The following is a 26,698-nucleotide window of genomic DNA, read 5'->3' as shown; positions in this document are numbered from 1 at the left end:
CGGTGGCGCTGGTCGTGCTGGTGCTGCTGACGCCCGCGTGGCGGGAGCGGTTCGGCAAGGCCGTGGACAACCTCTTCGGCAGCGGGGAGCGCTCGCTGGCGATGTCGGTGGGCTGGAGCCTGGTGCGCGAGCACCCGTGGGTGGGCGTGGGCTTTGGCAATCACAAACCCGCGGCGCTGGCGACGCAGGCCCGGACAGGCATCACGGACCTGCTGGCCACGGACTCGCACAACCTCTGGCTGACGGCCTGGGCGGAGACGGGGCTCGTGGGGCTGGTGTTGCTGGCGGCGATGCACGGCCTGCTGGCCCGGGCGCTGGTGCGCAGGCACCGCCAGGGCTCCATCGCGGCCACGGGCGCGCTGCTGTCGTTCGCCGGCTTCCACGTCCTGGCCCTGGTGCACTACCTGCCGTTCCACCCGAGCGTGCACCTGTCGTTCATGTTCGTGTGGGGGCTGGGGTTGTGCCGTTGGCCGGAACGGCAATGATTGCCGTGGGGTGACCTCCCCGGTGGCGCGTGCGACACTGCCTGGATGGGAATGGACACCGCGCCTCAGGTCGTTGAATTCGGTTCTCACGACACGGCATTGCAGGCCGCCTTCTGCGATTTCGTGCCCCAGGTGTTCCGCCGGGCCGACTTCCGGCGCTGGTGCGAATGGGGTGAGTGGACCGACGACTACCGCGCGTTCGCCGTGCTCGAAGAGGGCCGCGCGGTGGCCACCACCGCGGTGATGCGGATGCGGCTGCTCGTGGAAGGGCGCGAGGTGACGGGCTACCAGTTTGGCGCCGTGGCGAGTCTGCCTTCCCATCGCGGGCAGGGGCTGGCTCACCTGGTGATGAACGCCGCGCTGGACGCCTGTGGAGACGCGCCGGTGTTCCTGTTCGCCAACCCCAACGTGCTCCAGTTCTATCCGCGCTTCGGTTTCCAACCCTGCGAACAGACGCTGTTCGCCGCGGAGCATGCGGCCGTGCCTGGAGGCACCCCCGCGTCCCGGATCGACCTGGGGGATGCGGCGATGCGTGCGGGCCTGTCCGCGCTCTCCAACAAGGGGCTTCCGGTGACGGAGCGCTTCGGCGTGCGCGGGTATTCGACGGCCGCGAGCTGGCACGTGGCCAATGGGTTCGCGCGCCCGTTGTGGCGACTGGGTGACGACGCGTGGGTCTGCGCGGAAGTGGAGGGCGACACGCTGCACATCGATGACATCTTCGCCCGGGAACCCTTCGACCTGCGCGCGTGGATCCCCCGGCTGATTGACCGGCCCATCCGCTCCGTCCGCTTCGGCTTCACCCCGGAGCGCTGGTGGCCGGAGGCGACGGAGGCCGGCGAGGACCTGGAGGCCTGGCTGTTCGTGCGCGGGCTGTCCTTGTCACCCAGGCCCCACGGCTTCCCCGTACTCGCGCGCACCTGACACTGCGGGTCCGTTCCCGCGGTGCTGCGATATTCTGGCGACGCGGTTGCGCGTGTCGCATCTCCCTGCTGACGCAACGCGTGTGACGCACCAGGTAGGTCTGGGGATACCCACGCGCTGGGTGTTGTTTCTCTCCATCGCACAACATCGCTTCACATTCAAAGACATACCAATACGTTTCATCCATTGGGCACGCTATGTTTGCGAAGGGTTGGGTTGAATCTTGACGTGATAGGGATAGACGCGTACCCAGTCATTCACTGACTGGAGGCCGTCATGCGCTTCACCCGCTATTGCCGCTCCATCCTGTTCACTCCGGCGCTCGCCGTGGATCGCTTCGAGCGTGGGCAGCAAGCCGGCGCGGACATCAGTCTGGTGGACCTGGAGGATTCCGTGGCGGCGGCCCACAAGGACGCGGCCCGGCAGCACGCGGAGGCCTTCTTCCTGACGCCCCGGGTGGGGGAGAGCCGCCGCGCGGTGCGCATCAACTCCGTGACGCGCCCTGAAGGCATGCGCGATCTGCTGGCCCTGCGTGAGTACGCGGTGAAGCCCGACGTCATCATGGTGCCCAAGGTGGAGTCCCCGCGCGACCTGGAGATCGTCGAACAGGTGCTGGGATCCGACTGCGCGAACGTGGACCTGTTGGCGCTGGTGGAGACGCCGCGCGGAATCGAGAACCTCGACGCCATCGTGTTCGCGACGCCGCGTCTCAAGGCGCTGGTGTTCGGCTCGGCGGACTTCTCCTTCAGCATTGGCGCGGCGCTCGCCTGGGAGCCCCTGCTGTACGCGCGCTCCCGGCTGGTGTCCGCCGCGCGCTGCGCGAACCTCCAGGTGGTGGACGCGCCCCTGTTCGACATGGGCGACCTGGAGGGGCTGCGCGCGGAGTCCGCCCGCGCGCGCAGCCTGGGCTTCAGCGGCAAGGCCGCCATCCACCCGCATCAGGTGGAGATCATCAACAAGGCCTTCTCCCCGGACGAGCGCACGCTGCAGAAGGCGCGGAAGATCGTCGCGGAGAGCCAGGCCCGTGACGCGAACATCTGCGTCGTCGACGGCGCCATGGTGGGCACGCCCTTCATCGAGGCCGCGAAGCGCACGCTCGAGGACTTCGGCGTCACCGAGGGCTGAAGCCCGCTTCGTTCTTCATCTTTTGTCTTTCCCCGACCATTCCGCGCAGGAGGAGTCCGCATGGCAACGAGCATTCCCGAGAGCGTCCTGGGCCCCCGGCGCTACCGCAACAACGAGAAGTTCGTCGGTGTGGGTGACGCCGGCTGGCAGCAGGCCGAGGACCACGGCCTCATCAACCTGAAGGTGGATTTCGAGTCGAACAACCACCTCATCGACCGGGCGACCCAGCACGCCTTCATGGTGCTGTGCTCGTGCTCCTACCTGGGCCTCAACCACCACCCGGCCATCCTCCAGGGCGCCATCACCGCGCTCCAGGAAGAGGGCACCATCGGCCTTGCGCTCTCCACGCTGCGCATCCGCCTGGGCCTGATGGCGCGGCTGGAAGAGGGCCTGCGGGACCTGTACGGCTGTCCGTCGCTGCCGGCCGCGTCATGTACCGCGCTGACCGCGGGCATCCTGCCGCTGCTCGCGTCCGGACACCTGACGGAGGACGGACAGCCGCGCGTCATGGTGTTCGACCGCTTCTGTCACTTCTCCATGGCGTACGTGAAGCCCATCGTCGGGGACGAGAGCCTGGTGCTGACCAGTCCCCACAACGACCTCAACTACCTGGAGGACGTCTGCAAGAAGTACCCGCGCGTCGCCTACGTGGCGGACGGCGCCTACTCCATGGGCGGGCTCACCGCGCTGGAGGGCCTGCTCCAGCTCCAGGAGAAGTACGGCCTGTTCCTGTACTTCGATGACTCGCACTCGCTGTCCATCACCGGGAAGAACGGCGAGGGCTGGGTCCGCTCCCGCCTGAAGATGAACCCGCTGACGATGATCGTCGCGTCGCTGGCCAAGGCCTTCGGCAGCGCGGGCGGCGTGGCCATGCTGGGCAGCGAGAAGCTGTTCAACTTCCTCAACCGGAACGCGGGCCCGCTCGCGTGGTCGCAGAACCTCCAGGTGCCGAACATCGGCGCGTCGCTGGCGAGCATCGCGCTGCACAAGAGCCCGGAGCTGAAGCAGCTCCAGGACAAGCTCGCGCGCAACATCGACTACTTCGACAGCCAGTTCCCCTCGCAGCACGCGGGCAACGGCATGCCCATCCGCAAGATTGAAGTGGGCGCGGAGGAGAAGGCGGTGCGCCTGTCCCAGGAGCTGTACCGGGCGGGCTACTACTGCTCGGCGGTGTTCTTCCCCGTGGTGGCCAAGGGCGAAGCGGGCGTGCGCCTGATGATGCGCGCGGACATCGAACCGGACGAGCTGAAGCGCTTCTGCGCGACGGCGAAGGACATCATCTCCGGCTTCTGAATCCAGCCCGAACGCGAGGACACACGACATGGAGGGCACTGGCTACAAGCAGGTGGGACCACAGCGCTACCGGGAGCTGCTGGGCTTCGCGTTCGAGGACTTCACCGTCGGGGATGTCTTCGAACACCGCCCGGGCCGCACGGTGACGGAAGCGGACAACGTGCTGATGAACACGCTGAGCCTGAACCCGTCCCCGCTGCACCTGGACGCGGCCTACTGCGCGCACACGCCGTGGGAGCGGCCGCTCATCTCCAGCCTGGTGACGTTCAGCGTGGTGTGCGGCATGAGCGTGCGCAGCACCAGCGGTCGGGCCCTGGCGAACCTGGGGTGGGACCGCATCCGGCTCACGCACCCGGTGTTCGCCGGAGACACGCTGTACGCGGAGAGCCGCATCCTGGCCAAGCGCCTGTCCGCGAAGCGGGACGGGGAGGGCATCGTCACCTGCGAGACGCGGGGCCTGAAGTCCACGGGCGAGGTGTTCCTGACGTTCGAGCGCAGCTTCCTCGTGCCCACGCGCGAGCGCGGTGTCGAGGAAAGGGCCGGGTACTGAGAACCATGCGCGCCGTCGTCTTCGAAGGCTCCGGGGGCCCGGAGGTGGTGAAGCTCCGCGACGTTCCCCGGCCGGTGCCCACGGGCAACGCGCTGCTCGTGAAGGTGCACGCCACCGCGCTCAACCGCGCGGACCTGCTCCAGCGCGCGGGCATCTACCACGTGCCGGAGGGCCAGTCCGCCATCCCTGGCGTGGAGGTCGCGGGCACGGTGGAGGCGTGGGGCGAGGGCGTGAAGGGCTTCACCCGGGGCCAGCGCGTGTTCGGCGTGGTGGAGGGCGGCGGGTACGCGGAGTACTGCCTGCTGGACGCGGACATGGCGCTGATCATCCCGGAGGCGCTGGGCTTCGTGGAGGCCGCCGCCGCCGCGGAGTCCTGCCTCACCGCCAACGAGACACTGTTCGAGCTGGGCGGGCTCAAGCCCGGACACACGGTGCTGGTGCACGCGGGGGCCAGCGGCATCGGCACGACGATGGTGCAGATGGTGAAGCACGTGGGGGCCACGGCGCTGTGCACGGTGGGCACGCCCCGGAAGGTGGAGGCGCTGAAGCAATTGGGCGCGGACGTGGCCATCGACTACCGGCGCCAGGATTTCGTGGCGGAGGTGATGGAGCGCACGCGCGGTGAAGGCGTGGACCTGGTGATGGACTTCGTGGGCGGCGCGTACCTGTCGCGCAACCTCTCCGTGCTGAAGCACGAGGGCTGCCTGGTGCTGGTGGGCCTGCTGGACGGGATGGCGGCGGAGCTGGACCTGCTGCGCGTCGTGCAGCGCCGGTTGCAGCTCAAGGGCTCGTCGCTGCGGCTGCGGCCCATGGTGGAGAAGCGGCAGGTCAACGCGCGCTTCCGGCAGCGGTGGATGGAGGTGCTGGCGCGAGGCGGGCTGCCGCCCGTCATCCACGGGAGCTGGCCGCTGGAGGCGGTGGTGGAGGCCCACGCGGAGATGGAGGCCAATCGCAACATCGGGAAGATCGTCCTGACGGTGACGCGGTGACGGACCTGGGCGAGTTCCTGGCGCGTGAGCAGGTGGACGCGCAGCTGCTGACCCTGGCGACGCCGATGACGACGGCGGCGGCCGCCGCGCAGGAGCTGGGCATCGCGGTGGGCGGCATCTTCAAGTCGCTGGTGTTCACCACGGACGCGAACGAGGTGCTGGTCGTCGTGCTGCCCGGAGACCGGCGCGTGGACTTCAAGGCGGTGGCGCGGGCCGCGGGCTGTCGCAAGGTCGCGTTCGCGAGCCGCGAGCGGGCGCTGGAGGCGACGGGCTATCCGCCGGGAGGCACGCCACCGCTGGGCCATCCGCACCCGTTGCGCGTGTTCGTGGACGCGTCCGTCCTGGAGTACCCGGAAGGCTACGGCGGCGGCGGGCGGCCGGAGCTGTTGTTGCGCCTGACGCCCGCGGAGCTGCTGCGCGTGACGAAGGGCACCGTGGGCACCCTGAGCATTCCAACCGAAGCAACGACCCCCTGAATCGAGGAGTTCCCCATGCAGGAAGACGTCTCCAGAAGCCTCAAGAAGATCCTGACGAACCAGCTCTTCGTGGAGATTCCCGAGGAGCAGATTGGCGGAGACGACGGGTTGCAGTCCGTCGTCGGCCTGGACTCCGTGGGCTTCCTGGAGCTGCGGGTCATCTGTGAGGATCAGTTCGGCGTGAGCATCTCCGACCAGGATTTCGACACGGAGAACTTCCGCACGCTCAACCTGTTGTCGGCGCTCATCGTGAAGCTCAAGGCCCAGCAGCAGGGGGGCGCGAAGTGAAGGTGCCCGCCGCGGGGGAGAAGCTGGGCGCGGACGACGTCGCCCGCCTGCGCGCCGGCATGGCGTTGCAGATGGACCACTATGGCGGCGGACGCCTGCCGTATGTCTGTCTGAAGGCGAAGGGCCTCGTGCAGCACATGGCGACGCTGGAGGGGCCGGACGCGGGTCGCGTCGTGGAGGTGCTGGACGCCAGTGGTGGCTACGCGAGCGCGTGTCTGGGTGCGGGCCATCCGCGCATGCAGGAAGCGCTGCGCGACGGCCTGGAGCGCGCGGGCTACGTCACCGACGAGCTGGGTTCGCTGGAGCGCACGCTGCTCCTGGAGGAGCTGTTCGGCGCGAAGGGCCTGTGGGCGGACCGCTTCCCGGGAGACGCGTACCACGCGAGCGGCCGCAACTCCGGCTCCGAGGGCCTGGAGCTGGCGCTGCGTCTGGTGTTGGAGTCGAACTTCGACCGGCGGCGGATGGCGCCGAAGCCCGAGCGTTCCGAGCGGCGGACGATCCTCGCCTTCGAGGGCGCGTGGCACGGGTGGACGCAGGGCCTGGTGAGCCTGCTCAACCGTCGGCACTACCGACTGGGAATGCCACTGCCCGCGACGGAGGCGCTCGACGTGCAGTTCCTGCCGTTCGGGGAGCTTTCGCATCTGGAGACCTTCTTCGCGGAGCACGGGCGGAAGCTGGCCGGCGTGTTCGTGGAGCCCATCCAGGGGGACGCCGGCATCCTGGTGCCGCCCCCGGGCTACCTGCGGCGGCTGGCCGCGCTGTGCCGGGAGCATGACGTGCTGCTGGTGGCTGACGAGGTGCTCACGTTCGCGAAGACGGGCCGCTTCTTCGGCATGACGGACGCGGAGGGGCCCATCCCCACGGACATCACCGTCATCGGCAAGAGCCTGGGCATGGGCGTCGTCTCCACGTCCATGGTGATCGCGCGGCGCGAGCTGTCGGTGCGCTCCAGCGGCGCGGTGTCCACGTCCGACCTGCGGCCCCTGACGAGCGCGGTGATGCGCTCGGGCATCCAGTACATGTCCGGCGAGGGGTTGGTGGAACGCACGGGCCCGCTGGGCGAGCTGCTGCGCGAGCGGCTGCGCAAGGACGTGGCGCAGCCGTTCCCGGAGGTGTTCCAGGAGGTCCGGGGCCTGGGCTACATGAACGGCCTGGAGCTGACGGAGAAGGCCTCGGGGAACCTGGGGCGGCTGCGGACTCGGCTGCTCGACGCGGGCATCTTCGTGGAGTTCATGGCGGGCGCGGGGCGACGCTCGCGCGGGTTGCGCTACCTGTTCCCGGCAATGCGCATCGCGCCGCCGCTCATCGCGGGGGAGGCGGACCTCCAGGAGATGGTCGCGCGAATCCAGCGCGGGGTGCGGACGTTCGTGGAGTCCGGGTCGTGACGGAGGCCGCGGTGCCGCTGCCGGAGGTTCCACTCTCGCTGCGCAAGCGGGTGGAGCACGTGGACACGGATGCCTCCGGCGTCGTGCATTTCTCCCGCTACGCGTCGTTGCTGGAGACGGCGGGCCTGGAGGAACTGGAGCGCCGGGGCGCGGGGCTGGACGCCTTGACGGCGCAGGGCCTGGACCTGCGCGTGCGGGAGCTGCGCGTCAGCTACCGCGCGGCGGCGCGGTTCCAGGATTGGTTGGTGATGGTGCCGTCAGTGGATCACGTCGGGCCCGCGAGCTTGAAGCTGGGCGTGAAGCTGTACCGCGACGGCCCGGAGCCGTTGCTGCTTGCCTTTGGAAGTCTGGATTTCGCCGTCGTCACCCGAGAGAACGGAGTGCCCGCATGTCTACCGCCGTCCCTCAGCAGCGCGCTCAAGCTGGCGCCGTGAACGCAGTGGAGCGCACGCCGAAGCCCCTGGGGTTCACGGCGTTGAAGCAGTGGCTGCGGCACCGCCACCCGATGATCTACCTGGACCGCATCGTGGACCATGAGCCGGGGAAGTTCCTGGACGCGCTCATCTCCATCTCCGGGAACATGGACAGCATCGCCGGCCACTTCCCGGAGCGGGCCATCTTCCCGGGCAGCCACCTCATCCAGTCCTATGCGCAGGCGGGCATCATCCTCTACCAGATGAGCACGTCGATGCTGGCCGAGGACGAGCTGACGCTCATCGGTTCGGTGGAGGCGCGCTTCCTGAAGGTGGTGGTGCCGGGAGACCAGGTGTTGCTGCACGTGCAGCAGAACCGGCTGGCGGGAGGGCTGTTCCACTTCACGGGCAAGGCCATGGTGGGAGCGACTCGCGTGGCGGCGTTCCGCGCGAGTCTCGTGCGCTCCCGGGTCTCGGACCTGGGCTCGCCGCTGTGGTAGCACCCGTCGTCGTCACGGGCGCCGCGTGGACGACGCCGCTCGGCAGCGGGCTGGACGCCGTGTGGCGCCGGCTGCTGGCGGGCGAGCACGGCTTCGTGGAGGTTCCGTCCCCGCACCGCCTGCGCAACACGCAGGCGGCCGTGGTGCCGGGACGTTCGAGCGGGCAGGTGGAGGGCCCGGCGGAGCGGTTGCGCGGGCTCGCGGTCGCGACGTTGCGTGAGGCCCTGGAACACGCGGGCCTGACGGGTGACGGGGCGCGCACCCTGTTTGTCCTGGGCACCAGCCTGGGGGCCTACCTGGACGACGAGGGCGAGCGGAATGCTCCGCTGCACCAGTGGGCGGACGCGGTGGTGGGGGTGCTGGGCGCGAAGGCTCCGCCCGTGGTGTTGTCCACGGCGTGCTCGTCGGGTTCGGATGCGCTCGTGGTGGGGGCGGAGTGCCTTCGCGCGGGCCTCGCGGATGTGTGTATTTGTGGCGGCGTGGACATCCTGACGCCGAGCAAGCGATTGGCGCACTCCGCGCTGTCCACCCTGTCTCCGTCGCGCGCGCGGGCCTATGACACACGGCATGACGGCATGATGCTGGGGGAGGGCGCGGCGTTCCTCGTGCTGGAGTCGGCGGCGCACGCGGAGCAGCGGTCGGCTCGTATCCTGGCGCGGCTGCGTGGCGTGGGTTCGGCCAACGACGCGGCGAGCATGACGTCGCCGGATCCCGCGGCGGCGGGGGCACGGCTGGCGATGGAGCGCTCGCTGGTGGATGCGGGCCTCGCGGCGTCTGAGATTGGGCTGGTCAATGGTCATGGCTCCGCGACCCCGGTGAACGACCGGGCGGAGGCCGCGGCGTTCCGGAGCGTGTTTGGCTCCAAGGGCGGACCGCTCGTCTTCGCGACGAAGGGAGCCTTCGGACACACGCTGGGGGCCACCGGAGCGATGGAGGCCATCGCGACCATCCTGGGGCTTCGGGAGAGCATCGTTCCGCCCATCGTCGGACTGGAGCAGCCGGACCCTGAGTTTCCCTGTCCGCTGTCCGTGGGCGCATCGACCCGGCATTCGGCCCGGAAGGGCTTGAGCGTGACGCTGGGTTTTGGCGGCTTCGACACGTCGCTGGTCTTCGAGGTGGCGCGATGACGTCCCTGCCTTCGGTGGCCCTGCGTGGCAGCGCGGTGGTGTTCGCGGACGCGCCGAATCCGCACCTCGTCAAATGGAAGCCGTCCGTGCGCTACGCGGATCCACTGTCCTGGGCGCTGGTCATGGCCGTGGGCGAGGCGACCGGTTCACTGGGCGAGGACTTCACGCGTGCGGCGGACCGTTGCTCGCTCATCCAGGTGGGCGCGGTGGGGCCTCGTGAGACGTGGGCCCAGGTGGCGAGCGATGCCGCGCGAGGCTTCGCGTCCCCGCTGCGCTTTCCCGCCGCGACGCCGAGCGCCCCCACGGGCCTGTCCTGCATCGTCCATGGGCTGCGAGGCCCGACGCTGGCGCTGACGATGCCCGTGGCGACGGGAGCGGAGGTCGCGCTGGCGATGTCCATGGCATGGCTCCAGCGCGGGGTCGTGGACTGGGCCCTCATCGGCTCCGTGCTGTCGGTCGAAGGCCGGCCTCCGGGCGCGGGCTGCGTCGTCCTGTCACGGGGAACCGGGCCTGGCGTCGGCGTGGAAGTCGTGGCGCGGTCTCTTCAATTCCGAGCGGAGTGAACATGGCCTCACCTCTCCAGGATCTCGCGGGCGTTCCGCTGGCCAAAGTCCAGGCCTTCCTGGACCGCATCCGCGACCTCACCGAAGCGCATCCGGCCACCGACCGCTCTGTGTCGGCATTGGCGTCAGCATGGATCGCCAGGGGACTCAGGCCCGGGGACGTGGTGCTGCTGGCATTGCCCAATGGCGCGGGGCTGCTGGCCCAGGTCTTCGCGGTGCTCGCGGCCCGGGGTGTCCCCGCGCTGGTGTCGCCCGCGTCGCCTGCGGGTCGGCAGCAGTCGCTGGTGGATGCGTTGCCGGCGCGCGCGTTGGTGGCGATGCGCGCACCCGCGCCGCACGTGGAACGGGTGGAGCGCTTCGCGCTGGGCGGGGCGGAGGTGGCGCTGTTTCCGGACACCACTCCGCCGGGGGCAGAGGCTGGAGAGATGGTGTTGCTCACGTCCGGCACCTCCGGCTTCGCGAGCGGCTGCGTGTTCGACCTGGCTGCGCTCTTCCGCAACGCGGACCGGCACGCGGACGCGGTGGGCCTGCGCGCGGGGGACACGGCCCTGGTGAACCTGCCGCTGTACTACTCATATTCGATGGTCGCGCAGGCGTTCTCCGCGCTGAGACGAGGGTTGGAGCTGGTCATCAGCGGACCGCCGTTCCAGCCAGCGGCGTACCTGCGTCTTCTGGCGGAACAGGGCATCACCGTGTCCGCGCTGACGCCGCTGCTGGTGCGCGGGCTGCTGCAACACGGGGAGGCATTTCCGGAGGGGCTGCGGTGTCTGGGCGTGGGTGGGGATGTGCTCGCGCCGGAGCACGTGAAGCGGATGCTGCACGCGCGGCCGGGTGGGGAGCTGTACCTGACCTATGGCCTGTCCGAGGCAGGACCGCGCGTGGCGACGCTCGCCGCGCATGTGGAGCCGGAGCGCCGCTTCGCGTCCGTGGGGTTGCCCCTGCCGGGTACGGAGGTGACGCTCGTGCCGCGCGGTCCGGATGGACAGCGGGAGCTGTTCGTCTCCTCGGACACGGTGATGAAGCGCCGCATCGGCATCGTGGAAGGGGAGAAGCAGCATGCGCTGCGAGGCCCCCGGTTGTTGGCCACGGGGGACGTGTTCGACATCGACGCGGAGGGCTACCTGTACTTCCAGGGGCGCGTCTCCGACTTCCTGGTGCGAGGCAGCGAGAAGATCAGCATGGCCTCCGTGCGGCGTCTGGCCATGATGCTTCCCGGCGTGCTCACGGCGCGCACGCAGGTTATCAAGAGCAAGGAGGGGGACGACTACGACGTGGTCCTCACCGTCTCGGATGAGCGGCGTTCCGTGGAGCAACTGTCGCGCGACCTGTTCCGCCTGCTGCGACTGGCGGAGCGGCCCCGTGCCGTGCAGGTAGTCGCGGCGGATGTGGCCGTGGCCTCCCTGCACAAATGAAGGAGGTCAACGCACCGAGCGTCCGCCGATTTCTGGGAAGCGCTCATAGGCATGCAGGAGCACGGCCAGGTGGGCAGGGTTGTTGAAATCGAGAGGGGTGTCCGTGAGCCGGACAACCCATCCGCCTGTCGCCGTGCGCCGCGCCCGTGTCATCAGCTCTGCATCGCGGGCCGTGTCCGGGAATCCGAGGGTCCGTGCGGTAGCAGCCGACCAGTAGTTCAACCACCCGAGGTGATGCGGAATCTCAGGCGAACGGAGTTCATCTGGGGGCGTGAGCATGGGAAGCCCACGGGGTGAACGCTCCGGTCCATGAGGTGCGCTGCGCATCTGCTGCGCGACTTCCGAGCCGAAACCCTTCGGCGACGCATGACCCCAGAACGCTTGAGTTCCTTTCGCAACGCCCTCCAGCACACTCGGTGCCGCCATGATGGCGAGCGCGTCTAGCGGCAGCTTCGCATGGACCTGAAGCTGGGGCTGGCCCCCTGGAATCAAACTCGCGGGTCTTCGCAACCCCATGATTGTCACTGGGTTGCTCTCGTCGCCATTGCATAGGAGCGGAAACTCTCCGCGCTTCGCTGACTCCGCGAGCCATTCATCACGCTGCGGCAATGCGATGGGCCGCCCTTCCTTGGAGACCTCCCACTCCAGGCGCAAGCCGGGCAGAGCCCCTTCCATTTCGTGGACGGCAGCAAGTGCGCGTCCGTCATCGCCCTCCATCGCTGGCGCGTAGACAGAAATCAGGAGGCGACCTTGCATCGTCATCGTTCGCATCCCGTAACGACAAGATTGGGGGAAAGAGAGGGGTCCAGGTCGATCAGCGCTTCCTTGTGCGCGTGGGTGCTGACCCCGACGACGAAACCATATCCACATGCCCGCGCGATCCCGCGTTCTTCCAACATCTCGGCCACCTGGTCCTTGACCACCTGTTCCTGGAGGAAGTCACTGTAGGTGTCAAATCGGTCGGTCTTGATCTCCCACAGGACGCGCACCCCGACTTGCAGCGCGTCGAAGTGCTTGCCGTCAACGAGCACATCCATCCCAGGGTAGCGGTTGGGAGGAACCCTGTCGGCGCACGCGTCGTGCGCGTCGTCTCCGCCTCGATGTGGCACCGGAATGGGCTCGCATCGGGTGTGGCGCCCCCGGTCAAGGGGGCCCGGTGGCACCGGGGGGGCGCCAGCCCTGGCCGGAGGGCTCCGGCTCCAGCTTGGGATTTCGTTTCGGAACAGCTTCCTGGCGGGCCGCCTTCGTTCCTCGCGTGGTCGCTGCCTCCTCGGGATAGAGCTGGCGTAGCTCATACGCCTCCAGTTCCTCCTTGATGGCGGCAGCCACCACCACCACGCCAAGGATGACGATGGCTCCCACAACGACCTCAGGTGCGATCAGGACGCAGACGCCGAGTCCCATGGCAGCCGCGCTCGCCGAGGCGACCGTGCATCTTCCCGTTGGGTCGTGAAATCGAACCCGGTCATGGTCGACGGCCTGAAAGCAGCGCTCCACCATCACGGCCCAAGGCTGGGCAGCCTCTTGGAGGACGCAATGTCCACCGTCAGTCCAGGGCAGCTTCGCCGCTCGCTGGAGGTTGGAGATTCTCAGACTTCGGGTTCCCTGCTCGGTAGGGGGCGGTTTCGACGTAGCGCAGGCTGAAAGGAAAAGGAGGAGTGCGAAGCAAGCGCGGAAACGTATGACCACGGCCTTTCCTTCAAGCAAGGGAGCTGCGGGCCAGGACGGCCCATTCTGGCGGAACTTCGGCAAGGGCGATGCCGCCGCTGCACTCAAGAGTCTGAAGATCGCAGCAGGCGGAGTCGTGGTCGAGATGGGTCAGGACGCTTGAGCGTCGAGCCCCATTGGTAGGTCGGGGTTCGCGAGCACCGCGTCGAGCACTCGAATGAAGTCCGCGTGGATTCCCTCGGCGGTGCGTGCGTCGAACAGGTCGGTGTTGAACTCCAGCACGCCGGAGAATCCACCAGCCATTTCCGTGAAGGACAGGGCCAGCTCGTAGGTGACAGAGCCCCGGTTGACCTCCACGGGCGTCACCGTGAGGCCCGGCAATTCGAACGGCGCCTCCGGGGCGTTCTGCAGGACGAACATCACCTGGAACACGGGGGAGCGGTTCACGGGCAGTTCGACCCCGAGTGAAACCACGATCTGGTCCACGGGCACTTCCTGGTGCGCGTAGGCGCCCAGCGTCTCCTCTCGCACTCGCTGGAGCAGCGTTCGGAACCCCGGGCTTCCTCGCAGGCTGACGCGCAGGCACAGGCCGTTGACGAACATGCCGATGAGCGGCTCCAGCTCCGGGAGCAGCCGGTTCGCGATGGGCGAACCAATCACCACTTCCTCCTGGCCCGAGCGGCGCGCGAGCACGACGCCGAACGCGGACAGCATGGCCATGAACGGGGTGACGTTCTCGCGCCGGCACAGGGCATGGAGCGCGTCGCTGCGGTCGCGGCCCAGGTGGACCTCGCGGTGGGTGCCGTTGAAGGTGCGCACCGGAGGCCGGGGACGGTCGGTGGGGAGCTGGAGCTCCGTGGGCGCGCCCGCGAGCGACTGCTGCCAGTACGCGAGCCGCCGCGACAGCTCCGTCCCGGTGAGCCACGCCCGCTGCCAGGCCGCGTAGTCGGGATACTGCACGACGAGCGGTGCCAGGTCGGATTCGCGCCCTTCGACCCGCGCCGAGTACAGCGCCCCCAGCTCCCGGGCGATGACGCCCATGGACCAGCCGTCCGCGGAGATGTGGTGCACGCAGATCAGGAGCAGGTGCTCATCGTCTTTCACGCACAGGAGCGACGCACGCACCAGCGGGTCCCGCGTGAGGTCGAACGGCGTCGCCGCATCCGCGAGGATGTGCCTCCACGCCGCCGCTTCCGCGTCAGGCTGTCCGCGCAGGTCCTCGAACCGCCACGGGAACTCACCGGCGGGAGTGATTCGCTGCACGAGCTGTCCATCCTTTTCAGAGAACTTGACCCGCATGGACTCGTGCCGTTCGAGCAGGCCCTGCAAGGCGTCGCGAAGCGCACCGACTCGCACCGGACCCCGGATCCGGAAGCCGATGGGGATGTTGTAGGCGCTCGACGTGGGCGCACGCAGGAAGAAGCGGTACAGCCGCTCCTGCGAATACGACAGCGGGAGCGCACGGTCGCGAGGCGCACGAACGAGCGGAGGCACCGCACGGGGGCCGTCGTCCGGAACGAGCGTACCCAGGTGCTGCGCCATCTCCGCGACCGTGGGGCCGGTGAAGAGGACGCGAAGCGCGAGCTCTGCGCCCAGCTCCGCGCGAATCCGCGAGACGAGCTGGGTGGCGAGGAGGGAGTGGCCACCGAGGTGGAAGAAGTTGTCGTGGAGCCCCACGCGCTCGACATCAAGGAGGGAGGCCCAGAGACGGCAGAGGGCGACCTCGGTGGGCGTGCGAGGCGGGACGTAGGAGAGGGCGTCGCCGCGAGCGGGCTCGGGAGCAGGGAGGGCGCGCCGGTCGACCTTGCCGTTGACGGTGAGGGGAAGCGCGGCGAGCGGGGTGAAGGAGGCGGGCACCATGTGCTCGGGAAGGCGCTCACGGAGCCATGCGCGCAGCTCGGAGACGTCGGGCACGGCATCGTGGGGGACGAGGTAGGCGGCGAGGCGACGGTCACCACCCGCTTCGCGTGCGATGACGGAGGCGTCCTTGATGGCGGGGTGGAGGCGCAGGGCCTCTTCGATTTCGCCCAGCTCGACGCGGTAGCCGCGCACCTTCACCTGGTGGTCGGCGCGGCCGAGGTACTCGATGCGTCCGTCGGGGAGGAAGCGAGCGAGGTCGCCCGTCTTGTAGAGGCGGGCACCGGGGACGGAGGAGAAGGGGTTGGGCAGGTAGATGCGAGCGGTGAGTTCGGGGCGGTTGAAGTAGCCGCGACCCAGGCGCTCACCGGAGACGTACAGCTCGCCCGGGACACCGATGGGGACGGGCTGGAGGAGGCCATCGAGCAGGTAGAGCGGACCGTTCGTGAGAGGGCCGCCAATGGGCACCGGGAAGCCGAGGGCCGGGGGCGCATCCACGAGGTGGAAGGAAGAGAAGACGGTGCACTCGGTGGGGCCGTAGCCGTTGACGAGGCGCTGGGGCGGACCGTGCGTGAGAACTTCACGCAGGGCGAGCGGATCCGCGGCTTCGCCACCGAAGACGAGGGTCTTCAATCCGGAGAAGGCCCCTGGCACCTGACGCGCGAGCAGGTGCAGCACCGCCGTGGTGACGAACATCACGGAGACCTGGGTGTCGCGCACCTGGGCGGCGAACTCGTGGGGCGAATGCGCGGGGTTGGCGGTGATGCCAACGAGGTGCGCGCCGTGAAGCAGCGCGCCCCAGATCTCGAAGGTGCTGGGGTCGAAGGAGGCGTTGGACGCCTGGGCGACGCGGTCCGACGCGGCGAAAGGGTGCAGCAGCGGGTCGAAGGCGAGGGCGAGGATGCCGCGATGAAGGATGGCGCTGCCCTTGGGCCTGCCGGTGGAGCCGGAGGTGAAGATGACGTAGGCGAGATTCTCCGGCCCGGAGGTGCGCGGCAGGGGCGCGCTGGAGAGGCGGCTCAGTGCCTCCGCTTCCGTATCGATGCAGACGGTGGCGCCGGAGAAGGCAGGCAGTTGCTGGCGCTTGTGCTCGTGGACGAGCAAGACGCTGACGCGGGCGTCCTGGAGCATGAAGGCCAGGCGCTCGGCGGGATGGGACGCATCGAGGGGCAGGTAGGCGCCACCGGCCTTGAGGACCGCGAGCATTCCGATGATGAGGTCAGGGGAGCGCTCGACGCAGAGGCCGACGAGGACTTCGGGACCGACGCCCAGGGAGCGCAGGTGCCAGGCGAACTGGTTGGAGCGTTCGTCGAGCTGCCGGTAGGAGAGGGTGAGGTCGCCGTAGGTGACGGCGGGAGCGTCGGGGGTGAGGGAGGCCTGGAGGGCGAAGCGTTCGTGGACGCAGACGTCCTGGGGGAACTCGACGGTGGCGTCGTTCCAGGCGTGGAGGACGCGCTGACGCTCGGCCTTGGGGAGCAGGGGCAGGGAGGCGATGGGGCGCGAAGGTTGGGCGACGGCGGCCTCCAGGAGGGTCTGGAGGTGGGAGGCCATGCGCTGGATGCGCTCGGAGTCGAAGAGGTCGGTGTCGTACTCGAAGGTCGCGCGCAGCCCTTCCGGCGACTTCGACATGAAGAGGATCAGGTCGCACTTCGACGTCCCGGTGCTCAGCTCCCACGGCTCCGCGGTCGCGGTCATCTGGAGCGCGGCGGAAGGCTGGACCTCCAGCACGGGTGCGTTCTGGAGCACGAACATGACCTGGACCACCAGCGCGTGACTGAGACTGCGCTCGGGATGGAAGTGCTCGACGAGCTTCTCGAACGGGAGGTCCTGGTGGGCATAGGCGCCGAGCGTGACCTCGCGCGCGCGTCGCATCAGCTCGATGAAGCTGGGGTTGCCCGACAGGTCCTGTCGCAGCGCGAGCGTGTTGACGAAGAGCCCGACGATCCCTTCGATTTCCGGACGGATCCGCCCGGCGATGGGCGCGCCGACGATGAGGTCCTGCTGGCCCGAGTAGCGATGGAGCAGGGCACTGAAGCCCGCGAGCAGGCCCATGAACAGCGTGACGCTCTCCTGTCGGCAGAGGTCTTCGATACCCTGGGAGACCGCCGGTGAGAGTCCGAACGTCAGCGTCTTGCCCCGGAAGCGGTGGATGGGCGGACGGGGCCGGTCCATGGGCAGCTCCAGGAGGAGCGGCGCGCCCTCCAGCTGCTTGCTCCAATAGGTGAACAGGCGCTCCAACGTGTCGTCCCGGAGCCACTGCCGCTGCCAGACGCCGAACTCGACGTACTGGATGGGCAGCGGGGGAAGGGAGGAGGGCCGGCCCGCGGAGAAGTCCTCGTAGACCGTCCGGAGTTCGCGCAGCAGGACGCCCAGGGACCAGCCATCCGAGACGATGTGATGGATGGTCAGGAGCAGCAGGTGCTCCTGTTCGCCCAGGCGAAGCAGGGTGCCCTGGAACAGCGGCCCGGAGACCAGCTCCATGGGCCGTTCGAGTTCCTCCCGCGCGTACCGTGCCGCTTCCGCCGCCTGCTCGGAGGCGGACAGGTTGCGGACATCCACCATCTGGAGTGCGAAGGGGCGCACGGGCTGGATGCGCGTGACGAAGGCGGTCTCGGTGGCTGCGAACACGGTACGGAGCGCTTCGTGGCGACGAGTCAATTCGGTGAGGCTGCGCTCCAGCACCTCCACGTCGAGCGGAGAGGTGATGCGGTAGGAGACGGGAATCCGATACGTGGCGTGCCCGGGATGCAGCTGTTCCACGAACAGCAGTCGCTCCTGAGCGAATGAGAGCGGTTGATCACCCTCATGCGGGAAGGCAACGAGCGGGGGCCCCTCTTCGGAGATGCCGGTGCGCCGAGCCGTCTCGATGGCCTCTGCCATGACGACGAGTGTCGGCGCCTCGAAGATGCGCCGGATCGGAAGCCGCAGGTGGAACGTCTCGTTCACGCGCGAGACGAGCTGGGTGGCGAGGAGGGAGTGGCCCCCGAGGTGGAAGAAGTTGTCGGTGAGGCTGACCCGCTCGACGTCGAGGAGGGAAGCCCAGAGGCGGCAGAGGGCGACCTCGGTGGGCGTGCGAGGCGGGACGTAGGAGAGGGCGTCGCCGCGAGCGGGCTCGGGAGCGGGGAGGGCTCGGCGGTCGACCTTGCCGTTGACGGTGAGGGGGAGCGCGGCGAGCGGGGTGAAGGAAGCGGGCACCATGTGCTCGGGAAGGCGCTCACGGAGCCACGCGCGCAGCTCGGAGACAGCGGGGACCGCGTTGTGGGGAACGAGGTAGGCGGCGAGGCGACGGTCACCACCCGCTTCGCGGGCAATGACAGAGGCGTCCTTGATGGCGGGGTGGAGGCGCAGGGCCTCTTCGATTTCACCCAGCTCGACGCGGTAGCCGCGCACCTTCACCTGGTGGTCGGCGCGGCCGAGGTACTCGATGCGGCCGTCAGGGAGGAAGCGAGCGAGGTCTCCGGTCTTGTAGAGGCGGGCACCGGGGACGGAGGAGAAGGGGTTGGGCAGGTAGATGCGAGCGGTGAGTTCGGGACGGTTGAAGTAGCCGCGTCCCAGGCGCTCACCGGAGACGTACAGCTCGCCCGGGATACCGATGGGGACGGGGTGCAGGTGTGCGTCGAGCAGGAAGAGCGGGCCGTTGGAAAGGGGGCCACCGATGGAGACGGGGATGCCCAACGGAGGCGCGGAGTCGACGAGGTGGAAGGAAGAGAAGACGGTGCACTCGGTGGGGCCGTAGCCGTTGACGAGGCGCTTGGGAGGTCCGTGCTGGAGGATCTCGCGAAGGGCGAGGGGATCCGCGGCTTCACCACCGAAGACGAGGGTGTCCAGAGCCGAGAAGGCGGCGGGCACCTGCCGCGCGAGCAGGTGCAGCACCGCCGTGGTGAGGAACATCGTGGAGACGCGGGCGTCTTGCACCTGCGCCACGAACTCATGGGGCGAATGCGCGGGGTTGGCGGTGATGCCGATGAGGTGCGCGCCGTGAAGCAATGCGCCCCAGATCTCGAAGGTGCTGGGGTCGAAGGAGATGTTGGACGCCTGCGCGACGCGATCCGAAGCAGCGAAGGGATGAAGCAGGGCGTCGAAGGCGAGGGCGAGGATGCCCCGGTGGAAGATGGCGCTGCCCTTGGGCCTGCCGGTGGAGCCAGAGGTGAAGATGACGTAGGCGAGGTTCTCCGGCCCGGATGTGCGCGGCAGGCCCTGCGTGGGCTGCTGGTCCAGCACTTCGGCGGTGGCACTGGAGTCGAGGACGACCGTGGCGCCGGAGAACGGCGGCAGGTGTTCGAGCTTCTGCTGGTGGACGAGCAGGACGCCGACGCGAGCATCCTGGAGCATGAAGGCCAGACGCTCGGCGGGGTGGGAGGAGTCGAGGGGCAGGTACGCTCCACCGGCCTTGAGGACCGCGAGCATTCCGACGATGAGGTCCACGGAGCGCTCGACACAGAGGCCGACGAGGACTTCAGGCCCGACGCCGAGAGAGCGCAGGTGCCAGGCGAGCTGGTTGGAGCGCTCATCTAGCTGCCGGTAGGAGAGGGTGAGGGCGCCGTAGGTGACGGCGGGAGCATCGGGGGTGAGGGAGGCCTGGAGGGCGAAGCGCTCGTGCACGCAGACGTCGCGGGGAAAGTCCGCGGTCGCGTCGTTCCAGGCGTGGAGGACGCGTTGGCGCTCGGCGTCGGGGAGCAGCGGGAGGGCGGCGATGGGGCGCGAAGGTTGGGCGACGGCGGCCTCCAGGAAGGTCTGGAGGTGGGAGGCCATGCGCTGGATGCGCTCGGAGTCGAAGAGGTCGGTGTCGTACTCGAAGGTGGCGCGCAGGCCCTCCTGTGACTTCGATACGGAGAGCACCAGGTCGCAGCGGGCGCGCTGCGTGTCGGCCGGCTGATCCGCCAGGGGCGCGAAGACGAACATCACCTGGAACACGGGCGCATGGTTGAAGCCCTGCGTCCCAGGGAGCGCACCCACGAGCTTCTCGAACGGAAGCGCGCGATGGGTCTCCGCCGCTTGATGGATCGCGTGGACACGCGCCATCAGCTCCACGAACCGGGGGTTGCCGAAGAGGTTCTGGCGCAGCGCGAGGACGCCGCCGTCCGTTCGCGCCACCGAAGCGCCCACGACGAGGTCATCCTGCCGCGAGTAGCGGTGGAGCAGCGCGCTGTATCCCGCGAGCAGGGGCACGAAGAGCGGCACTGCCTCCCGCAGGGCCAGCGCCTCCAGGGCCGCCGTGAGCGAAGCGGAGATCGTCCAGGGGAAGCTGCCCCCTTGGAGCCGCTGTGCGGGAGGCCGGGGCCGATCCGTCGGCAGCTCCAGGAGGGCCGGGGCACCCGCGAGGTGCTGCTGCCAGAAGGAGACGGAAGCGTCGGGAAGGAGGGGCTCCGGCGTCATCTGGGATTCCTTTCAACGGGGCGCGAACGGGGCGCAGGATACCGATGATTCACGCACATCCGAAAGCAGAGACACCACCGCCACGCACTCAAAGACAGGCAGCTACAGATGCGGACGGACAGGGAGCAGGCTGAGCATCCAGACTGTCCGTGCGCCTTCCGTCAATCCCACCATTTTCCTGGCCTACGATGTGAACATGAACCCATCCCATCCCCGCGCGCTGCTCGCGCTCTGCGTCTGGAGCGTGTTCGCCCCTGGTTGTTACTACTTGACGCCCGATGCCGAGCCCGAGGGGGAGTGTCGGGGCACTCACCTGGGCATGAACGTGAAGTGGCCCATCTCCAAAGATGGATCCTGGTTGGAGCGAATCCCATCCGACAGCAGGAACGGCAACGACCAGGTCCGCGTATGGCTGGAATATGAGACACAAGGCCTGGAAGACGACGTGGAGGCATTTGGGGTGGAGATCCGCCTGAGGGATGGCGCGGAGTTCGACAAGCCGAACACGACGAAGCTGGTGCCACAGGGCGATTATGGACTGGGCCCGCAGCAAGTGGACTCGATGGTGATGGAATGGTCAGGCTGGTTCTGGACGTCAGAGGAATCGAGAACCGGCTACATCCGACCAGGGCGTCCGGCGGAGGGTTCCATCACCTTCGAGAGGGTGAACGCCCTTCAAGCGAAGGGGCAATTCGTCTACCTCTACTTGGACGGAAGCAAGTTGACGTGCACGTTCGACACACCGAATCATTCATCATCAGACTCATGATTCAAGGCGCGAACTGGCATGCCTCCCCAGGATGACTCTGCATGATGCTTCGATGGTTAATTCCCTTGCTGCTCGTTGCTCTGACCGGATGCGGCAGCATCACGAGATCGGTGCGGCTGGACACGGGGCGTGGTTCGCCCACCGTGTTCACACCCCGCCCCAGCTCTAACCCGGTGAAACTAGACGGGAACAAGTTTGAGGCTGCCGTCGAGGCGATGGCCCGTTTCGTGCGGCCGCCCACTCGCCCCCAGGAGGCCGCACGACGACTGTTCGAGGTAGAGCCGCGCAGCGGTTCATACCTGTACGAACCACGCAGTCGCCGCATCACTCCGCTTGGTTCTGGGGAGCACCTGGACGGTGAACTACCCTCGGCGGACGTGGAGTTGACGCGCGCCTACCTGCGCTGGTGTGACCGAACCGCCAGGCCCGGCGACTGTCTGCGCCTGCTCGTGGAGGGCCCGACGGTCACTGGGGATGGGCGCTACGCCCTCTCCATGGCACTCGCACAAGGTGTCGTGCTGGAGGAGATGATGGACGCGTTCAAGGACATGGCTGACCCCGAGGCCATGATCACGACCGTCCTATGGACCTGGACGACGTACATGATCCTGCTCGCGGTGCCTGAACCTTTCTCCAAGGGGATCGCCGCCGTGATGACCGCCACGCTCATCGCCTACGTGGGAGTCGACACCTTCTGGAACCTCATCGTGGGTTTCAAGCGACTGGTGGACGCTGCGGACCGGGCCACTACTTTTGACGAGCTTCGAGCGGAGGGAGAGCGGTACGGCAAGGTCATGGGCCGCAACGCGGCGCGTGCGTTCGCCATGTTGGCCACGGCGGCGATTGGCAGTTCGGCGGCGGGCTTGGCGAAGCAGGTTCCGATGCTTCCAGGTGCTGCGCAGGCGGCGGTGCAGGCCGAGTCGCAAATGGGGTTCAGGTTCGCGGCGATTGGGGAAGTGGAAACGGTGGCGGTGAGCGCCGAGGCTGTCACCATCTCCCTCGCGCCGGGCGCGGTGGCCATGGCTGCCAGCGGCAATGCGGGCACGACTTTCCCCAGCGGCTCCAAGTCCTGGGGCTCGTTCAGCGGATTCAAGAAGGCCATGGGGCCTGCGGGAAAGGGGCAGGAGTGGCACCACATTGTCGAGCAGACCCCGGGCAACGTGAATCGGTTCGGGCCTCAAGCTGTTCACAACACAGAAAACATCCTCCGGTTGGACAAGGGGGTTCACACCCGCGTGAGTTCGTTCTTCTCGTCCATCCAACGAGATATCACTGGCTCTGCCACCTTGACCGTGCGGCAGTGGTTGAGCACTCGGTCCTATGCGACCCAGCGTGAGTTCGGGTTGCTCGCAATCGAGAGAGTAACGAAGGGGTTCTGGTGATGAAGCTAGAGGAGCTTGTCGAACAGTTCGCTCAGAATGTAGCCGAGCAGACTGACGCTATTTGGAGGGGAGATGCCAAGACTGGGAACAAGCATGCCAAGAAGTACGGAGCAGCGTTCGACCAACTCCGGGCTCATGGCGATGCTGGACGCGACGCACTCGCCGTGCTGTTCACACATCCGCGCATGGACGTACGCGTCATGGCCGCAGCGCACCTACTCCGCCATCGGACGGCCGAATCCAAAGCGGTCTTGGAGGAGGCAGCCAGGGGGGAGGGACTGGTTTCATTCAAAGCGGAGCAGGCATTGAAACGATGGGAGGAAGGGGCATGGGCTCTCGATCTGGAGTAATGGAAAAAGAGGGAATGCCGCTGCTGCTTCTTCGACAATTCCTCGCGTACCGCGCTGCTGGGCGGCTCTGCTTCAATCCTCGAGTTCTGTGTGAATTCGCATTAAAAGGGAATCATTTCATCGTCAGGCGGCGTGTTGGTAGGAGACCTGTTGGCTTCATGGCGGCGGCATTTGGCGCACCCGGTTGCTAATGTGTCTTGGCCCATGTCCTCCTTTTTCAGGAGAGATCCGCACTTGTTGCAGGTCGGAGTTTTGAATATCAGCTCGCCGCATGCAATGCAGTGTGCTTGTAGGGATTCATGCATTGAGTCGTGGTTTGTTTTCTGTTGGTTTGTTGTTAGTTTTTTCAGATTTACAGAGAGGGAGGTGTGGCACTTTTGGCATTTTTTGATGAAGATTGTCCCGCAGCCGTCGCACCTTGGATTTATGCATTCATCTTCAATGCGCGGTCCGCGAAAGTATCCGTGGTACGACCAGTTTGCTTGGCCGCATATTGTGTTTGGGCAAAGAGAGCGCATTGGCGTGCCAGCCACTGTGAGGTTGGCGCCAGTGAGTTGCTTGAGTGCGTCGGAGAATGCGTCCGCGCTTGAGAAGCGGTCATTTCTGTTCGTTGCGCATGCTTTCTTGATGATTTCTCGGAGTTCCGTTGAGGTGTGATTTAAGTCTTGATTGATATAGTCAATGCGAAGTCGGGGATGTCCAGCCAGTAGTTCAAATAGGACTATTCCAGCTGAATAGAGATCTGTGCGGATGTCGACAGTGCTGGAGTCTTCTCTCTGCTCGGGGGAGGCGTAGTCCTGCTTCCCTAGTTTTTCTCCTGGGTGTGTTAGTCGGGTCAGTCCTGGTTCGTACTCTGTGCAAATGCCGATTGAGAAGTCGATTAGGTATGCTGATTGGTTGTTGACGATGATGTTGTCTGGCGCGATGTCGCGGTGGATGATGTTTTCGCGATGCGCGCATGCAAGCGCGGAGAGTATTGGCTGTATCGTGTTGATGGCCTTGGTTGCATCCATCCTTCCATGGTGTTCAAGGATGTTTGATAGTCTGGTTCCTTGTATTAGCTGCATTGCGATATAGTGGACTGACTCGCCCTTGAGTTGCAGTGTGCCGGTTGTAAGCACATAGGGGATCGCAGGATGCTCTGTTTTTGCTAGGAGGAGATGTTCGCGGTCAAATCTCCTGCGGTTCTCTGCCGTTCGAGCGCCGCGACCGTCGAAAATCTTTACTGCAACAGAACGTTTTAGGCGGGTTTGTGTGGCGCGAAAGACCGAGCCTGCGGCCCCTTGGCCGATTAGCTCGTGAAGTTCAAATCCATACTTTGCTAGAGCAGCGACGTACTCTGCAGGAGGCTGAGAACGTGGGGTCGACATAGTCTTCCAGTGTTCTTTGGTCGCGGGTCGTTTAGTTGCGCGTGCGTTGGTTGATGGTTTTGAACGGGTGCTCGGAGGATGTGGTGGCTAGGGGGGGCGGTGCGACAGGAGTGCTTTAGTGTGATCTCTTTATCTTTTCTGTGTTCGCGTGGGAGATCGCGCGGCGATAGGTGCCGAGTGTTTGAGTCGCACAGGCATCCCAGGTGAACCGTGCGGCTCGCTCGCGACCCAGCTCAATCAACTCCCGGCGCAGGACCTCATCCCGAAGAACCCGTAGCGTGGCTTCACGCCATGCGTTTGAGTCCGCAGGAGGCACTCGCATTGCCGCATTGCCCACGACCTCCGGAAGCGCAGTGGCATCCGCCGCGATCACAGGGCATCCAGCCGCCATGGCCTCCAATGCTGGCAGCCCAAACCCTTCATACTTCGAAGGCACCAGCAGCACCGCCGCCGCCCCGTAGAACAGCGCCATCTCCGACTCCGGCAGTTCCTCCAGGTCGATGACGTTCTCGTGAAGCCCCGTCTCGTGCGCCACCGCGCCCTTGCCCGCGAGCAGCACCAGGGGCACCGGCAGGTCCGCCGCGAACTTCCCCAGCATCGCCAGGTTCTTGAACGGCTTCGCGTTGCCCACCACCGCCACGTACCGCTCCGGCAGCTCATGCCGTTCCCGGAACGCCTTCGCCTCGCTCGCCGTGGGCGGCTCGAAGCGCGGGTCCACACCGTTGTGGATGACCTGGAACCGGTACGGAGACATCTTCAGATACTTCCCCAGCTCCTCCCGGGAGAAGTCAGACACCGTAATCAGCGCCGACGCCGTGCGCGCCCGCGGCCCCACCACCGCCTTGTAATAAATCGCCTGCACCGGCGTGTACTGCTCCGCCAGCGCCAGGTGGTTCGCGTCATGCAACGTCGCCACCAGCCGCCCCGGCCACAGCAGCGGCAGCGAGAACGACGTCGCGTGGAACAGGTCCGGCTTGAGCTTCGTCAGCTCATACGCCAGGAGTGGCTGCTCCAGCGGCGTGAGGTACCCCGCCCGGGAGCGGTGCAGCGGAATCCGGGGCGTCAGCTCCCCCAGCCCGTCCGGCAACCCCTGGGCCGGCACGAGGGCGGAGAACTCCAGGTCCGGGGCGAGCCCCGGCAACCTTCGCGCCAGCTCCAGCGCGTAGCGCGCGATGCCGTGGAGCTGACCGCGCACCATTCGCAGGTCAAGAAGGACAGAGGGCACGTCCCCTGGCCTACCACACAGTGCTAGAAGGCGCCCCGTGAAGGTCGCCCTCGTCCACGACTGGCTTGTCACCCACCGCGGCGGAGAGCGCGTCCTCGACGCCCTCTGCGAGCTGTACCCCGACGCGGACCTCTACACCCTCATCCACCAGCCGGGCAGTCAGCCCCCGCGCATCGAGAACCGACGCATCACCACGTCGTTCCTCCAGCACATTCCCGGCATCCACGCGCGCTACCGCCACTTCCTGCCGCTGTTCCCCCGCGCCATCGAAGCCCTGCGCATCACCGGGGACTACGACCTCGTCCTCTCCTCCAGCCACTGCGTCGCCAAGGGCATCCACGCCCCGCCCGGCGTGCCCCACCTGAGCTACGTGCACGCGCCCATGCGGTACATGTGGGACCTGTTCGACGACTACTTCGGCCCCGGCCGCGCCCGCCTCCCCGTGCGCGCCGCCGCCCTCGCCGTGCGCCCCTACCTCCAGGCCTGGGACCGCGCCTCCACCGACGGCGTGGACCGCCTCGTCGCCAACAGCCAGCACATCGCCGGGAAGATCCGCCGCTTCTGGGGCCGCGAGGCCTCCGTCATCCCGCCCCCCGTCGAACTCGACCGCTTCACCCAGATGCCCCTCGCCGGAGGAGGGCAGGGCGGCTACTTCCTGTGGCTCGGCGCCTTCGCCCCCTACAAGCGCCTGGACGTCGCGCTGGAGGCCTTCCGCTACCTGTCCACCCCCCTGTGGATCGTAGGCACCGGCCAGGAGGCCTCGCGCCTCACGTCGGGCCCGCTGCCGCCCCACATCCGCTTCCTCGGCAACGTCCCCGACGCCGCGCTCCCCGCCCTCTACCGCGACGCCCGCGCGCTCCTCTTCACCTCCGAGGAGGACTTCGGCATCACCCCCCTGGAAGCCCAGGCCACCGGCCGCCCCGTCATCGCCTTCGGCAAGGGCGGCGCCCTGGAGACCGTCACCCCGAAGACGGGCCTCTTCTTCCCGGAACAGACCCCCGCGTCCCTCGCTGCCGCCGTGCGCCAGTTCGACGCCTGGGAGGCCTCCTTCCGCCCCGAGGACGCCCGCGCCCAGGCCGAGCGCTTCAGCCGCGCCCGCTTCCAGCAGGCCATCCAGGCCGAGGTCGAAGCCCTCCTGGATCTGCCCCCGTCCTCCCCAGCGGTGTGACAGGGC

Annotated in this window: 24 protein-coding genes; 18 read left to right on the top strand and 6 right to left on the bottom strand. The window is 67.4% G+C overall.

Translation table 11 applies throughout. From position 1 onward, the window contains the following. The 14 genes from D7X74_RS18710 to D7X74_RS18645 form a co-directional block, all read left to right on the top strand. On the top strand, window positions 1–485 hold a 485-nt coding region (locus tag D7X74_RS18710; protein ID WP_147446613.1), incomplete at its 5' end, for an O-antigen ligase. A 51-nt stretch (window positions 486–536) separates the two neighbouring features. After that, complete coding sequence (locus D7X74_RS18705) at window positions 537–1,406, top strand: GNAT family N-acetyltransferase (RefSeq protein WP_120534326.1); 870 nt, start codon at window positions 537–539, stop codon at window positions 1,404–1,406. Window positions 1,407–1,682: 276 nt separating this feature from the next. Continuing rightward, window positions 1,683–2,531: a CoA ester lyase gene (locus tag D7X74_RS18700; protein WP_120534325.1), complete on the top strand. Its 849-nt coding sequence runs from the start codon at window positions 1,683–1,685 to the stop codon at window positions 2,529–2,531. Window positions 2,532–2,591: 60 nt separating this feature from the next. Next, window positions 2,592–3,824, top strand: coding sequence for an aminotransferase class I/II-fold pyridoxal phosphate-dependent enzyme (locus D7X74_RS18695; RefSeq protein WP_120534324.1), 1,233 nt, complete (start codon window positions 2,592–2,594; stop codon window positions 3,822–3,824). A gap of 28 nt (window positions 3,825–3,852) precedes the next feature. Continuing rightward, window positions 3,853–4,374 carry a MaoC family dehydratase gene (locus D7X74_RS18690; protein ID WP_120534323.1) on the top strand — a complete coding sequence of 174 codons (522 nt, stop codon included), beginning with the start codon at window positions 3,853–3,855 and terminating at the stop codon, window positions 4,372–4,374. A 5-nt stretch (window positions 4,375–4,379) separates the two neighbouring features. After that, complete coding sequence (locus tag D7X74_RS18685; protein ID WP_120534322.1) at window positions 4,380–5,363, top strand: NAD(P)H-quinone oxidoreductase; 984 nt, start codon at window positions 4,380–4,382, stop codon at window positions 5,361–5,363. Next, on the top strand, window positions 5,360–5,839 hold the full coding sequence (locus D7X74_RS18680; RefSeq protein ID WP_233602160.1) for an aminoacyl-tRNA deacylase: 480 nt from the start codon (window positions 5,360–5,362) through the stop codon (window positions 5,837–5,839). Before D7X74_RS18685 ends, D7X74_RS18680 begins: the two co-directional genes overlap by 4 nt. 15 nt (window positions 5,840–5,854) lie before the next feature. Next, window positions 5,855–6,127, top strand: coding sequence for an acyl carrier protein (locus D7X74_RS18675; RefSeq protein ID WP_120534321.1), 273 nt, complete (start codon window positions 5,855–5,857; stop codon window positions 6,125–6,127). Beyond that, entirely contained in the window at window positions 6,124–7,512 is a 1,389-nt protein-coding gene (locus D7X74_RS18670) for an aminotransferase class III-fold pyridoxal phosphate-dependent enzyme (protein ID WP_120534320.1), read from the top strand. The genes D7X74_RS18675 and D7X74_RS18670 overlap by 4 nt, the downstream gene beginning before the upstream one ends. Further along, window positions 7,509–7,946, top strand: coding sequence for a thioesterase family protein (locus D7X74_RS18665; RefSeq protein WP_120534319.1), 438 nt, complete (start codon window positions 7,509–7,511; stop codon window positions 7,944–7,946). Before D7X74_RS18670 ends, D7X74_RS18665 begins: the two co-directional genes overlap by 4 nt. Next, the gene (locus D7X74_RS18660) at window positions 7,901–8,425 is read left to right on the top strand and encodes a 3-hydroxyacyl-ACP dehydratase FabZ family protein (RefSeq protein ID WP_120534318.1); all 525 of its coding nucleotides are present in this window, start codon (window positions 7,901–7,903) and stop codon (window positions 8,423–8,425) included. Before D7X74_RS18665 ends, D7X74_RS18660 begins: the two co-directional genes overlap by 46 nt. Continuing rightward, a complete protein-coding gene (locus D7X74_RS18655; protein ID WP_120534317.1) occupies window positions 8,419–9,552 on the top strand; it encodes a beta-ketoacyl-[acyl-carrier-protein] synthase family protein in 1,134 nt (377 codons plus the stop codon). The genes D7X74_RS18660 and D7X74_RS18655 overlap by 7 nt, the downstream gene beginning before the upstream one ends. Continuing rightward, on the top strand, window positions 9,549–10,115 hold the full coding sequence (locus D7X74_RS18650; RefSeq protein ID WP_120534316.1) for a coronafacic acid synthetase: 567 nt from the start codon (window positions 9,549–9,551) through the stop codon (window positions 10,113–10,115). The genes D7X74_RS18655 and D7X74_RS18650 overlap by 4 nt, the downstream gene beginning before the upstream one ends. Window positions 10,116–10,117: 2 nt before the next feature. Beyond that, complete coding sequence (locus D7X74_RS18645) at window positions 10,118–11,527, top strand: class I adenylate-forming enzyme family protein (RefSeq protein WP_120534328.1); 1,410 nt, start codon at window positions 10,118–10,120, stop codon at window positions 11,525–11,527. Window positions 11,528–11,533: 6 nt separating this feature from the next. On the opposite strand, the gene D7X74_RS18640 is transcribed toward D7X74_RS18645, so the two are convergent. From D7X74_RS18640 to D7X74_RS18630, 4 genes are all read right to left on the bottom strand, one after another. Continuing rightward, window positions 11,534–12,289, bottom strand: a complete 756-nt coding sequence (locus D7X74_RS18640) for a DUF5953 family protein (RefSeq protein ID WP_120534315.1) — start codon at window positions 12,287–12,289, stop codon at window positions 11,534–11,536. Continuing rightward, complete coding sequence (locus tag D7X74_RS45305; RefSeq protein WP_370450775.1) at window positions 12,286–12,636, bottom strand: DUF6310 domain-containing protein; 351 nt, start codon at window positions 12,634–12,636, stop codon at window positions 12,286–12,288. The genes D7X74_RS18640 and D7X74_RS45305 overlap by 4 nt, the downstream gene beginning before the upstream one ends. Before the next feature lie 34 nt (window positions 12,637–12,670). Continuing rightward, the gene (locus D7X74_RS45300) at window positions 12,671–13,030 is read right to left on the bottom strand and encodes a hypothetical protein (protein ID WP_370450773.1); all 360 of its coding nucleotides are present in this window, start codon (window positions 13,028–13,030) and stop codon (window positions 12,671–12,673) included. A gap of 315 nt (window positions 13,031–13,345) precedes the next feature. Then, window positions 13,346–20,428: an amino acid adenylation domain-containing protein gene (locus tag D7X74_RS18630; protein ID WP_120534314.1), complete on the bottom strand. Its 7,083-nt coding sequence runs from the start codon at window positions 20,426–20,428 to the stop codon at window positions 13,346–13,348. Between the two features lie 196 nt (window positions 20,429–20,624). Here D7X74_RS18630 and D7X74_RS18625 point away from each other — a divergent pair, with 196 nt between their 5' ends. Genes D7X74_RS18625 through D7X74_RS18615 form a run of 3 tightly spaced genes read left to right on the top strand, consistent with a single transcriptional unit; the run spans window position 20,625 to window position 22,929 of the window. After that, a complete protein-coding gene (locus tag D7X74_RS18625; RefSeq protein ID WP_120584337.1) occupies window positions 20,625–21,197 on the top strand; it encodes a hypothetical protein in 573 nt (190 codons plus the stop codon). Window positions 21,198–21,238: 41 nt separating this feature from the next. Continuing rightward, complete coding sequence (locus D7X74_RS18620) at window positions 21,239–22,579, top strand: hypothetical protein (protein WP_120534312.1); 1,341 nt, start codon at window positions 21,239–21,241, stop codon at window positions 22,577–22,579. After that, entirely contained in the window at window positions 22,579–22,929 is a 351-nt protein-coding gene (locus D7X74_RS18615; protein ID WP_120534327.1) for a DUF2019 domain-containing protein, read from the top strand. Before D7X74_RS18620 ends, D7X74_RS18615 begins: the two co-directional genes overlap by 1 nt. Before the next feature lie 101 nt (window positions 22,930–23,030). Here D7X74_RS18615 and D7X74_RS18610 read toward each other — a convergent pair whose 3' ends face one another. Both D7X74_RS18610 and D7X74_RS18605 read right to left on the bottom strand, forming a co-directional pair. Then, complete coding sequence (locus D7X74_RS18610) at window positions 23,031–24,299, bottom strand: serine/threonine-protein kinase (RefSeq protein ID WP_120534311.1); 1,269 nt, start codon at window positions 24,297–24,299, stop codon at window positions 23,031–23,033. Window positions 24,300–24,414: 115 nt separating this feature from the next. Next, window positions 24,415–25,497, bottom strand: coding sequence for a glycosyltransferase family 1 protein (locus D7X74_RS18605; protein WP_120534310.1), 1,083 nt, complete (start codon window positions 25,495–25,497; stop codon window positions 24,415–24,417). Between the two features lie 64 nt (window positions 25,498–25,561). Between D7X74_RS18605 and D7X74_RS18600 the strand changes: the two genes are divergently transcribed. After that, on the top strand, window positions 25,562–26,692 hold the full coding sequence (locus D7X74_RS18600) for a glycosyltransferase (protein ID WP_120534309.1): 1,131 nt from the start codon (window positions 25,562–25,564) through the stop codon (window positions 26,690–26,692). The last annotated feature ends 6 nt before the right edge of the window (window positions 26,693–26,698 follow it).

Origin of the sequence: Corallococcus sp. CA047B, assembly GCF_003612065.1 — a bacterium.
GTDB classification, from domain to species: Bacteria; Myxococcota; Myxococcia; order Myxococcales; family Myxococcaceae; genus Corallococcus; species Corallococcus praedator.
Note: the sequence above shows the minus strand (reverse complement) of the source record. Positions and strands in the feature narration are given on the sequence as shown.